The sequence below is a fragment of the Sporolactobacillus spathodeae genome (assembly GCF_016908935.1).
In the GTDB taxonomy this organism is placed as follows: Bacteria; Bacillota; Bacilli; order Bacillales; family Sporolactobacillaceae; genus Sporolactobacillus; species Sporolactobacillus spathodeae.
Genome location: NZ_JAFBEV010000041.1, coordinates 1 through 11730, shown reverse-complemented (window position 1 = coordinate 11730; position 11730 = coordinate 1). Strand labels below are relative to the sequence as shown.

Annotated in this window: 12 protein-coding genes; 11 read left to right on the top strand and 1 reads right to left on the bottom strand. The window is 47.7% G+C overall.

Annotation, left to right across the window (positions count from 1 at the left end):
- Positions 1-426 precede the first annotated feature (426 nt).
- The 9 genes from tsaE (at position 427) to JOC27_RS13565 (ending at position 6557) form a co-directional block, all read left to right on the top strand.
- Positions 427-894: a tRNA (adenosine(37)-N6)-threonylcarbamoyltransferase complex ATPase subunit type 1 TsaE gene (gene tsaE, locus JOC27_RS13150; protein WP_205007733.1), complete on the top strand. Its 468-nt coding sequence runs from the start codon at positions 427-429 to the stop codon at positions 892-894.
- Positions 875-1564 (top strand): tRNA (adenosine(37)-N6)-threonylcarbamoyltransferase complex dimerization subunit type 1 TsaB, encoded by a 690-nt coding sequence (gene tsaB / locus JOC27_RS13145; protein WP_205007732.1) that lies wholly within the window; start codon positions 875-877, stop codon positions 1562-1564. The genes tsaE and tsaB overlap by 20 nt, the downstream gene beginning before the upstream one ends.
- Positions 1540-2022, top strand: a complete 483-nt coding sequence (gene rimI / locus JOC27_RS13140) for a ribosomal protein S18-alanine N-acetyltransferase (protein ID WP_205007731.1) — start codon at positions 1540-1542, stop codon at positions 2020-2022. Before tsaB ends, rimI begins: the two co-directional genes overlap by 25 nt.
- Positions 2019-3047: a tRNA (adenosine(37)-N6)-threonylcarbamoyltransferase complex transferase subunit TsaD gene (tsaD, locus tag JOC27_RS13135; protein ID WP_205007730.1), complete on the top strand. Its 1029-nt coding sequence runs from the start codon at positions 2019-2021 to the stop codon at positions 3045-3047. The genes rimI and tsaD overlap by 4 nt, the downstream gene beginning before the upstream one ends.
- 208 nt (positions 3048-3255) lie before the next feature.
- Positions 3256-3534: a FeoA family protein gene (locus JOC27_RS13130; protein ID WP_239530328.1), complete on the top strand. Its 279-nt coding sequence runs from the start codon at positions 3256-3258 to the stop codon at positions 3532-3534.
- A gap of 22 nt (positions 3535-3556) precedes the next feature.
- Entirely contained in the window at positions 3557-3778 is a 222-nt protein-coding gene (locus JOC27_RS13125) for a FeoA family protein (RefSeq protein ID WP_205007729.1), read from the top strand.
- A gap of 18 nt (positions 3779-3796) precedes the next feature.
- Entirely contained in the window at positions 3797-5941 is a 2145-nt protein-coding gene (gene feoB / locus JOC27_RS13120; protein WP_205007728.1) for a ferrous iron transport protein B, read from the top strand.
- On the top strand, positions 5938-6174 hold the full coding sequence (locus JOC27_RS13115) for a hypothetical protein (RefSeq protein WP_205007727.1): 237 nt from the start codon (positions 5938-5940) through the stop codon (positions 6172-6174). Before feoB ends, JOC27_RS13115 begins: the two co-directional genes overlap by 4 nt.
- A gap of 2 nt (positions 6175-6176) precedes the next feature.
- Complete coding sequence (locus tag JOC27_RS13565; RefSeq protein ID WP_205007726.1) at positions 6177-6557, top strand: cation transporter; 381 nt, start codon at positions 6177-6179, stop codon at positions 6555-6557.
- 157 nt (positions 6558-6714) lie between these two features.
- Here JOC27_RS13565 and JOC27_RS13105 read toward each other — a convergent pair whose 3' ends face one another.
- Positions 6715-8661, bottom strand: coding sequence for an ABC-F family ATP-binding cassette domain-containing protein (locus tag JOC27_RS13105; RefSeq protein ID WP_205007725.1), 1947 nt, complete (start codon positions 8659-8661; stop codon positions 6715-6717).
- Positions 8662-8925: 264 nt separating this feature from the next.
- On the opposite strand from JOC27_RS13105, the gene JOC27_RS13100 reads away from it, so the two are divergent.
- Positions 8926-9573: a redox-sensing transcriptional repressor Rex gene (locus tag JOC27_RS13100; RefSeq protein WP_205007724.1), complete on the top strand. Its 648-nt coding sequence runs from the start codon at positions 8926-8928 to the stop codon at positions 9571-9573.
- Positions 9574-9661: 88 nt separating this feature from the next.
- Complete coding sequence (map, locus tag JOC27_RS13095; protein WP_205007723.1) at positions 9662-10426, top strand: type I methionyl aminopeptidase; 765 nt, start codon at positions 9662-9664, stop codon at positions 10424-10426.
- Positions 10427-11730 lie beyond the last annotated feature (1304 nt).

Below are 11730 nucleotides of genomic sequence, written 5' to 3'. Positions count from 1 at the left end.
AGTTGGGGGCTGTCCCCCTGCGAGAGTAGGTCACTGCCAGGCAAATGATAAAGAACAGGCGCTTCTCAGAAATGAGCGGCGCCTGTTCTTTTTTATGCGTTAAGTATCATTTTCGCGGTAAATCTAGTGTCTGCGCAAGCAAGTAGCCGGGTACTATTAATGCAAATAAGGATCAGATGCTTTTTTCCCAGCTTTTCATAGCTAGAAAAATACCATTCAAATCAATTGGACACTTCTGACCGTTTTTTCCAAGTGCGCAAAAAGTGCTATAGTAGAAGCAATAATTAATCGTCACAAGCTTTAATCACAGGATTTGCAAAGTCAGGAAATCGATGATCAGATATGTTACACTAGTGTTGCATGATAGGGTTTGAATGCCTATGGATAGAATGGAAAGGCTGGCATTTTTTTAATGAGGTGAGCATTTTGCTGCAGCTTAAATTGCGTACTCCAGAAGAAACGATGGCATTTGCAAAAAGGGTTGCTTCCTTTCTCGTGCCTGGGACGGTATTGACGCTTTCCGGTGACTTGGGCGCCGGAAAAACGATTTTTACAAAGGGTTTGGCCAAAGGCTTGGGCATTCAAGAAATGGTAAACAGTCCGACCTTTACAATTATCAAAGAATATCGCAGCGGCCGTCTGCCGCTTTTTCATATGGATGTCTATCGGATTACAGACGAAGAGGATATCGGTATTGAAGATTACTATGAAGAGAACGGCGTTACAGTCATTGAGTGGGCGGAAAATATTCCATCATGGCTGCCGGATAATTATTTGCAGATAAAAATTAATCGAGCCGGAGAGAACGCGCGAGAACTCGTGTTAATGGCACAAGGAGAAGAAGCAGGGCGATTATGCAGGGAGATAGAGAAAAATGAAGATACTTGCAATTGATTCATCTAATCTGGTCATGGGCATTTCGATTGCCACTGAGGAAAAGGTTTTAGCAGAGTTAATTACCAATAGCAAAAAGAATCATTCGGAACGACTGATGCCGGCCATTGCACAAATGACGGAAGCTATTGGGATCCGGCCTGAGGAATTGGATCGGATTGTGGTGGCTTATGGACCCGGTTCCTATACAGGTCTGCGAATTGGCGTGACGATTGCCAAGACACTGGCCTGGACGCTGAAAAAAGAACTGGTCGGTGTCTCGAGCCTGGAAATTGTCGCGCAAAACGGCCGCTATTTCAATGGCTATATCGCCCCTTTCTTTGACGCACGCCGTGGACAGGTTTTTGCCGGTCTCTATCGCTCATCTGGCGGTAGGGTTGAAAGCGTTGCGGCTGATCAATTGCTATTGATGAAGGATTGGCTGCCGAAGCTTGAACATTTGGACCAGCCCGTGCTTTTTCTTAGTAATGATCTTAGTATCTGGCGAGAAGCGCTTGAAAAGTATCAATGGGCGCATCTTGGGACAGCGACGCAGAATAGTCCGAGACCAGGGGAACTTGCTCGCCTCGGCTTAGAGAAAGAACCGGTTTCGGACATACATCATTTCCTGCCGGTCTATTTGAGAATGGCTGAAGCCGAAGCAAAATGGCTTGCCAATCAGGAGCGATGACGATGCGCGGCGCTGATTCCGTCTCAATCCGAAAAATGGAAGTCGAGGACATTGGCCCGGTGCTGATCGTGGAGCATAATGCCTTCGATGTACCGTGGTCGGAACAGGCTTTTCATAATGAGTTGACCAATAATCATTTCGCCACTTATTTTGTTGCCGAATATCTGAATCAGATTATTGGTTACTGCGGGGTATGGGTGATTATCGATGAAGCGCATGTGACTAATCTAGCTGTGCTCAGCAGGTATCGAGGGTATAAAGTCGGTGAAGGGTTGCTCCGTCACGTGATGGCTTTTGCCAAGATGCGTGGGGCCCGCTCGATGAGTCTCGAAGTCCGGGTCGGCAATCAGATTGCGCAAAATTTGTACCGGAAGCTTGGATTTAGCGATGGCGGCATCCGGAAAAATTACTATACGAATAACAGTGAAGATGCGCTGGTAATGTGGGTGAGGTTATGAGTTTTTCATTTGAGGAAAAAACGTTGATATTGGCTATTGAAACAAGCTGTGATGAAACGGCTGCGGCAGTTGTTGAGAATGGGAAAATCATCCGTTCGAATGCGGTTGCGTCGCAAATTGATATACACCGACGCTTCGGTGGTGTGGTACCTGAAGTTGCCTCACGTCACCATGTCGATCAAATTACAGTGATGGTTGAAGAGGCAATGAACGAGGCAGGTGTTTCCTGGAGCGATCTGGACGCGATCGCGGTGACACAGGGACCAGGGTTGATAGGTGCACTTTTGGTCGGCGTCAATGCGGCAAAGGCGCTGGCCTTTGCACATGGGTTGCCGCTCGTGCCGGTACACCATATCACCGGTCATATCTATGCCAACCGCTTTGTCACTGAATTACAATTCCCGTTGATTGCCCTTGTCGTCTCTGGCGGGCATACCGAACTTGTTCTGATGCGGACGCATGGATCTTATGAGGTCATGGGAACGACGCGCGACGATGCAGCTGGCGAGGCGTTCGACAAGGTTGCGCGGTCGCTCGGTTTGCCATATCCTGGCGGACCGGAAATTGATCGACTGGCAAAAAACGGTAAGGCCGTGATTGATTTTCCACGTGCCTGGCTTGAGGAAGGGTCACTTGATTTCAGCTTTAGCGGTTTGAAATCAGCCGTGCTGAATTATCTTCATAACAGCAGGCAACGCGGTCAGTCTGTAAAGGCAGAAGACGTGGCTGCCAGCTTTCAGGAAAGTGTCAGTGACGTACTGGTTAAGAAAACGATGATGGCGGCAGAACGCTTTCAAGTACACCAGATTCTTGTAGCCGGCGGTGTGTCCGCAAACAGCAATGTTCGGCAAAAAATGACAGCTGCGGCGAATCGCCGCAGCATCCCGCTGGTCATTCCGCCGCTGAAATATTGTACGGATAACGCGGCGATGATTGCGGCCGCTGGAACAATTGGCTACCTCAAAGGCATGCGCGCAGATTTGTCTTTAAACGGCAGCCCGAACCTCGCGATTGAAGATTTTTAACGAATTTTTTCGGCTTCGGCAGGATATATTCCCTTGTTAGTTTTTTCAACGCCATGATCAAGTCATGGAAAGGCCATCTCGGGGATACTGCCGTTAATCAGTTTGACAATGAAAATCATTATCAATAGAATGAATGTATCGGTACAATTAATTCATTGCAAAGATCGCAAGCAGTATACTGTTTGCCATGCATAAGGAGACGTTCCGATTGAAAGAAGAAAATAGGCCAAACGCGGCCATGATCGATCCGCATACCGAATCGGGAAGACCAGCGCTGCCGTTGAGTATGGTTCGCGCGGGTGAACAAGTGCGCGTCAAATCGATTTCAGGTAAGGATGACAGCAAACGATTCATACGCCATCTCGGTCTGATTGAGGGCGCCGAACTGACAGTTGTAACAGAAACAAACGGAAATGTCATTGTGACAATAAAAGGAACGCGGCTTGCGATCAGCAAAGCGATGGCGAGACGGGTCATGACCTATTGAATCGGAAAAGGAGTCGATATTGTTGAAAACTCTTAAAGATGCTCAGCCGGGCGATACGGTGCGGGTTGCCGGTATCCTGGGTGAAGGTGCCCTCAGACGGCGAATTATGGATATGGGAATAACAAGGGGAGCGAAAGTGACGGTTCGCAAGGTTGCTCCATTTGGTGACCCAATTGAAATCACGGTGCGGGGCTATGAACTATCGATTCGAAAAAGCGAAGCAGAAAATATTGAATTATCCTAATTGAGGAGGGGGAGGACGATGAAGATTGCATTGGTTGGTAATCCCAATTGTGGCAAAACAACGATGTTCAATCATTTAACCGGAAGCAGTCAATATGTCGGCAACTGGCCTGGTGTGACCGTCGAAAAAAAAGAAGGCCGGCTCAAGGGACATAAGGGCGTAATCATCACTGATCTTCCGGGGATCTACTCGCTTTCTCCCTATACGCTTGAAGAGGTTGTCAGTCGCAATTATTTGATCAATGACCGTCCTGACGCGGTGATTAATCTTGTTGACGCGACGAACCTGGAACGAAATCTTTATTTGACGACGCAGGTTGTTGCGCTTGGGATTCCCGTCATCATCGCGCTTAATATGATTGATATCGTCCGTAAATCCGGCGATAAGATAGATATCAAGAAACTGGAGAAAGAATTCCATTGCAAAATAATTGAGACTTCAGCTGTGAAAGCAATTGGATTGATGGACGCGGCGAAAATGGCTGTCCGATTAGCGGCAGCGGAAAAAACGCACCAATCATTTGCTCTTTTTAGCAAGAAGGTGGAAGCGGCACTCTCTGAAATCAGTACGCTGATCGGCGATCGGGCAATGCCGGAACAATTACGTTGGTATTCAGTCAAATTATTTGAGCGCGATCAAAAAGTATTGGACGCGATGCAGTTTCCGGACAGTCTGTTGCAAACGATTGAATCGATTATTGTCGCAGCAGAGCAGGAATTCGGTGATGACAGTGAAACAATTATCACGAATGAACGCTATGATTTTATCGACGAGGTGGTCAGCGACTGCGTCCGCAAAGCTGGAAAAAAATTGTCCGTCACCGATAGGATTGATCAGGTTGTGACGAATCGCTTCTTATCGTTGCCAATTTTTATCGCAATCATTTGGCTGATCTACTATATTTCGGTGACGACAGTCGGCACATTCGTGACAGACTGGACAAACGATACGTTGTTCGGTAATTGGCTAACGAACGGCGCGACACAGCTACTGACATCTGTCGGGACAGCGGGCTGGCTGATCAGTCTAATTGTTAACGGGATCATTGGCGGCGTGGGAACTGTTCTCGGTTTTATTCCACAGATGATGATATTGTTTTTCTTTCTGTCCATACTCGAAGATTCAGGTTATATGGCGCGAGTGGCTTTTATCATGGATCGTCTGTTCCGCCGCTTTGGACTCTCCGGGAAATCGTTTATACCAATCTTGATTAGTTCCGGCTGCGGCGTGCCAGGCATTATGGCGACACGGACGATTGAGAGTGAGAAGGACCGGCGGATGACGATTATGCTAACGACATTTATGCCGTGTGGGGCAAAATTAACCATTATTACGATGATGGTTCTGACTTTCTTCCCGGGATCGAGCTGGATCGCTCCGGCAATGTATCTGCTCGGCATCGCGATGATCGCGATGTCAGGCATCATTCTGAAGAAAACGCGTCTGTTTGCTGGCGAACCGGCTCCTTTTGTGATGGAATTGCCGGCTTACCACTTGCCATCTTTGAAAAGTGTGCTGCTCCATATGTGGGAGCGCAGCAAACATTTTGTCATCAAGGCGGGTACGGTTATTTTTCTGGCTTGCAGCCTGATCTGGTTTCTGTCCTCCTTCAGCTGGAGACTGCAAATGGTCAGCAATGTTGAAGCGAGCATGCTTGCTTCCATTGGCCATATGATCAGTTGGTTCTTCGCACCGCTTGGTTTCGGCACATGGAAGGGCGCAGTTGCGTCGATCAGCGCGTTGGCAGCGAAAGAAAACGCGGTTGGCACCCTCGCCGTATTGAACGGTGTTTCAGATACGGCCAATTCGCACGCGCTTATTTCCGGAATTGGTTCGATGTTTACATCGGTCGGTGCGTTTTCCTTCATGCTGTTTAATTTGTTTAACCCGCCGTGTATTGTCGCAATGAGCACGACGGCAAAAGAAATGAATTCCTATAAGTGGACAGCAATTGCGATTGGTTATCAAATGGCGCTCGGCTATGGTATTGCTTTTGTTTTCAATCAACTAGGCCGTTTCCTGCTTCTTGGTAAAAGTTTTGATGTCGGTACGGCGCTGGCCATTCTTTTGATTGCATTTGTGATTTTTCTACTCTTCCGACCGGCGTATGGCAGCCACCCGAAAGCAGAAAAAATTGTGGATGGACTGGAGGCTTCACGATGAATCTGGCAACGATTCTGATTGTCCTTGCTCTGGTGCCGCTCTATGGGCTAGCTATCCGTTCGATTTGCCGGCAGGGTGCCTGCGCGGATTGCGGGGCACGGGCGGTATGCCCAGCACATCAATTGCGTGCGAAAGGTTTGAGGCGGCCGAATGCGAAAACTTTGGCGAAGGCGCGCCAAGCCGCTCTGCAGTCTGAGCGCGCGGCGCTGATTATTCAAGAAGGGAAGTCCTGACTGTGGTTACATGGCTGCTTTGTGCCGCTCTTGCGGTGCTTCTTTTTCTTGCTGGACGCCACGCGCTTAGCAGTTTGCGTTCGGGTTGCTGCGGCGGCAGTGGCTGCGAGCGTCTCGAGGAAATAAAGGGAGCGGATCCGAATCCGCAGCACTACACCTATCAAAAGAAAATCCAAATCGATGGAATGACCTGCCGCAATTGTAAAATTCGTGTGCAGAATGCGCTGAACCAGCTCGAAGGCGTCTCTGCAGAGGTCCGGTTAAGCGACCGGGAAGCGACCGTGCGGATGAAAGAAGATTTGCCGGAAAAAAAGCTACGGACCGTGATCGCTCGTGCAGGCTATAAAGCAGTCTCGATTCAGTCGATTTCAACGCGTGAATAGGGGTGCTAATTACTTTGTCGGTCTGTCGCATTTTTGCTTGTAGATAAGAGATAAAAAAGGGAAGAACGGAGCGTTGCCTGTCCGTTCTTCCCTTTTTTTGAACGCTAAGAAAGTATAAAGATTTCAAAGGAATTCTTGGCTAGTTTTTCTGATGCATTTATTGCTCGAGGGCGTCGATGGCCAATTGCGCGCTTTCCCATTCCTCCATTAATTGCGCAAGCCTGGCTTCATTCGCCTCGATTTCCGCCTGAACTTCTTTGGCTTTTCGTGTATCGTTAAAGACTTCCGGCGTAATCAGCGATTGCTGCTTGGCATCGATAGATGACTCAAGCGTACTGATTTCCTGTTCCATTTGTTCAATGGAACGCTCGAGTTGTCTTTTCTTTTTCTTCTGTTCTTTATCTTGAAGAAATTGCTGCTTTCCTGAGGAGGGAGTAGCCGTTTGAGCGGCTGGCGCTGCAGTTTCAATTTCCAATTTGGCAAGCTCTGCCTGTTCATTTTTCTTCTCAATATAGTAATCGTAGTCACCGAGATAGGCGACAAGCCCGTCGCGCGACAATTCAAAAACGTGATCAGCGATATGATTGATAAAATAGCGGTCGTGTGACACAAATAAAATCGTTCCGGAATAATCCTCAAGCACGGCTTCGAGCACTTCTTTACTGTCTAGATCCAGATGGTTGGTGGGCTCATCAAGAATCAACAAATTGTCATGACGCATCATCAATTTGGCAAGCAGCAGCCGTGCTTTTTCCCCGCCACTGAGCTGGCTGACGATCTTCATGACTTCATCCCCTGAAAAAAGAAAACGACCGAGCACATTGCGCATTTCATTTTCTGGTTTCAGCGGATAATCGTCCCATAATTCATTCAGAACAGTCTTCGTGCCGGTCAGGCTTGTCTGTTCCTGATCGTAATAACCAATCGATACTTGGCTGCCGAGGCGGACCTCGCCGGCGAGGCGCGTACGGTCGCCGGTGATCGCCTTAAGGACGGTTGATTTGCCAATTCCGTTTGGTCCGACAAGAGCGACGCGATCCCCGCGCGTCAGCTGAAAATTAAGATCTTTAATCATCGCTTGACCGGCATAGCCAACGGTCAGGTTAGTGACCGCAAGCACATCGCGTCCGCTCTGCTTTTCAGTGCTGAAGGAGAAATTGGCTGATTTTTCATCGCCACGCGGTTTATCCATTCGCTCCAATTTATCCAATTGCTTGCGGCGGCTTTGCGCCCGTTTTGTGGTTGAGGCGCGGACAATATTTTTCTGTACGAAATCATTTAATCGTGAAATTTCTTTCTGCTGTTTCTCAAAATTTTTCATCGCTTGTTCATATTCTGCCGATCGCAAGTCGAGATAGCGCGAGTAATTGCCACTGTATTTCTTGGCTTGATGTCTGGCGATTTCATAGACCTTCGTCGCGACCTTATCCAGAAAATAGCGATCGTGGGAGACAACCAAAATGCCGCCTGGATAGCGTTGCAAATAAGTTTCGAGCCAAGTCAGCGTGTCGATGTCCAAATGGTTCGTCGGTTCGTCAAGAATCAGCAAATCCGGTTTAATCAAAAGCAATTTGCCAAGCGCCAGCTGCGTCTTCTGTCCACCGGAGAGGTTGCTGACCGGCGTATTGTCTGGAAAGCCACCGAATTTCAGTCCATTCAAGACACTGCGTATTTCTGCTTGATAGGTGTAGCCGCCTTTCGCCTTGAAATCCGCCAGAAGCGCGTCGTAGGCACTAAGAAGCTGCGTATAATCCTTCTCACTTAAATCCCCATGGGCGGCCATTTGCGCTTCCATCTGATGTAGCTTCTGTTCAGTATCAAGCAGCGGTTGGAAAACAGTTAGTAATTCATCATAGATCCCGCGCGAGGAATTTAAAGTCGCGTTCTGCGGAAGATAGCCCATCGTCCGCTCTTTTGGCATCACGATTTGGCCGCTGTCTGCGCTGATCGCACCAGCAATGATCTTCAGCAACGTCGATTTGCCTGCGCCATTGCGTCCGACAAGCGCGACATGTTCCCCGAGTTTAACTTCAATGGAAAGATTTGTTAAAATAGGCTCTGCAGCAAATGACTTACAGATATCCTGTGTCTGCAAAAGAATCATAGAAAAGTCACCTCAGCATTGTGCACGTCCATAAACAGCCAAAGAGAAGCACTGCTTTATCCGCACTCTCCTAATTGTAGCGTAATCGCTGAAGAATCGGCAATAGCAGACAGTCTTCTGGTATTTCCAGTGAAAGGGCTTTAAGCACCTTTCAGCACATCTTGCTTTTTTTGTTGTATAGTGTAAAAAGGGTGTCTAGCTAGAACAGAAGCGGGGCATGTAAGGACTGAGAAAAAAACGGCAACCATGGGGGGGAGAGCCAAGATGGCCAATCAAAAGGTACCGCAAGCCACAGCCGAGCGCTTGCCGCTGTATTATCGCTCCTTGCAGCATTTGGTATCAAACGGCAAAACAAGAATTTCGTCATCGGAATTTGGTAAAATTGTTCAGATTGATTCCACAACAATCCGCAAAGATTTTTCTTATTTCGGTGCTTTAGGAAGAAAAGGGTACGGCTATAATACCCAGCACTTGATGGAATTTTTGAAAAAAATTTTATATCAGGATGAATTATCCAAAGTTATTCTTATTGGTGTCGGACATCTGGGCACGGCGCTGCTCAATCATAATTTCAGGAAAAATAATAATACACAAATTGTCCGGGCCTATGATAAAAATCCAGAAAAAACAGGAAAAACAATCGGTGGGACGGAAATTCATCCGATGGACGCACTGCGGACAGATGATAACAGTGACATCACAGCCGCCATTCTGACGATACCAGCTGATCAGGCACAATCCGTGGCTGAACAGGCAATGGCGTCGGGCATCCGCGGCTTCTTGAACTTTTCTCCAGTACGGCTTTCGCTGCCTGCAGATGTCTATGTCCGCCATGTTGATATGACAGTTGAACTGCAATCGCTGATTTATTTCCTGAATCATTCGATGGAAGAACGCCAGTCGAGTCGTTAGAGCCTTGCGGAAAGTGGTAAACTAGGAGTATGGATGGTTGTGCAGGGAAACCCTGCGCGGCTGGATGATATAGGAGTGAACAGGCGTAATGATACAGTTGAAATCAAAGAATGAAATTGCCGAAATGAAGAAGTCAGGCCAGCTACTGGCACTGGCGCATCGAAAGATTCAGAAGATGATCCGCCCGGGAATCACCACTTGGGAGATCGAAGAATTTGTTAATGATTTTCTCGAAAAGCATGGCGCGATACCGGAAGAAAAGGGATTCCAGGGGTATAAATATGCCACCTGCGCTTCGGTAAATGATGAAATCTGCCACGGCTTTCCGAATAAGAAAGCATTGAAGAACGGAGACATCGTCACCATCGATATGGTCGTCAACCTGAATGGCGCCTTGTCGGATTCGGCTTGGAGTTATCCAGTCGGAACGGTTTCCGAAGAAGCGGAACATTTGCTTCAGGTAACCAAAGAAGCGCTGTACAGAGGGATTGCTCAATCGGTTGTCGGCAATCGGCTTGGCGATATTGGCCACGCGATTCAAGAATATGCTGAAGCAGAAGGATTGAGCGTCGTACGCGAATTTGTCGGCCACGGCATTGGACCGACAATGCATGAAGATCCAGCGGTTGCCCATTATGGCAATCCGGGCCGCGGTTTGAGGTTGCGCGAAGGAATGACGCTTACGATCGAACCGATGCTCAATATCGGCGACTGGCATTCCAAAGTGGATGACAACGGCTGGACGGCGCGGACAATTGATGGATCGCTGTCGGCACAGTACGAGCATACACTGGCCATTACAAAGGACGGTCCCGAAATTTTGACCGAATGGGACAGCGCGGAAGAAGAATAATTACTGCTTATATGAAAAGCTGTCCAGAGGCGGATAAAGCCAGTGGACAGCTTTTTTTAAGAAAGTATAAGGATTTTTGCACAAAAATGCAGCGAGGTGCGCTGGCGCCTTGCGGGAACAGCGTGCCAGCGAGACCATACAGATTACTATCGGTCCGGGGAGGCTCCCGCCCTGCCCGCGACAAGCGAGCAACCGAAGCGCAATAGTTGAAACAGGACTTGGCTAAGCCAAGTTTTTCTTATGTTCATAATCCTTAAGATTTCAGAAAAATTAGCTAATTGAGAGTTGCACCCATGTAACTTACCTCCGCAAAAAGTTACAGATTCCGAGCAAAGCAGGGATAAATAGTGGAAAGTTAGAACGAACCTCAGAAGTAAAACCAATTAATACGCTGAGGCAGCGCTCGATTCCAAACACTGAAAATACATGTTGCGTAATCCATCGGAATGTTCCGCGGTCGCGGAACGACCATTTTCAATGATCGCTTTAAGCAGTATCAAAAAAGCAAACAAGCACTGGAACTGGCTCTTTTGAAAAGGGACTGAGTTCACAGTTAAGCCTATTCCTAAAGTTAGGTCGAAAATCAGGAGTTAGGCCGAAGCAGGGAAAAGTTAGGCTGAACCAATAAAAAGTTAGACCGAAGCGGGAAAAAGTTAGACCGAACCGTTAAAAAATTAGACCGAATCCCCGAAAAGTTAGGCCGAAAATCTGAAGTTAGACCGAAGCGGGGAAAAGTTAGACCGAACCGATAAAAAGTTAGACCGAATCTCCCAAAAGATAGGTCGAAAATCAGGAGTTAGGCCGAAGCAGGGAAAAGTTAGGCCGAAAATCAGGAGTTAGACCGAATCTCCCAAAAGTTAGGCCGAAAATCTGAAGTTAGACCGAAGCGGGGAAAAGTTAGACCGAACAGTAAAAAGTTAGACCGAATCCCCGAAAAGTTAGGCCGAAAATCTGAAGTTAGACCGAAGCGGGGAAAAGTTAGACCGAACCGATAAAAAGTTAGACCGAATCCCTGAAAAGTTAGGCCGAAAATCTGAAGTTAGACCGAAGCAGGGAAAAGTTAGACCGAACCGATAAAAAGTTAGACCGAATCTCCCAAAAGTTAGGCCGAAAATGGCACCGAATTCCAAGAGTCGCACCAAATCGAACAAAAGTCGCACCGAATCACGAGAAAGTCGCTCCTAAATCAAGAAAAGTCGCACCGAATTCCAAGAGTCGCACCAAATCGAACAAAAGTCGCACCGAATCACGAGAAAGTCGCTCCTAAATCAAGAAAAGTCGCACCGAATTTCAGGAGTTGCACC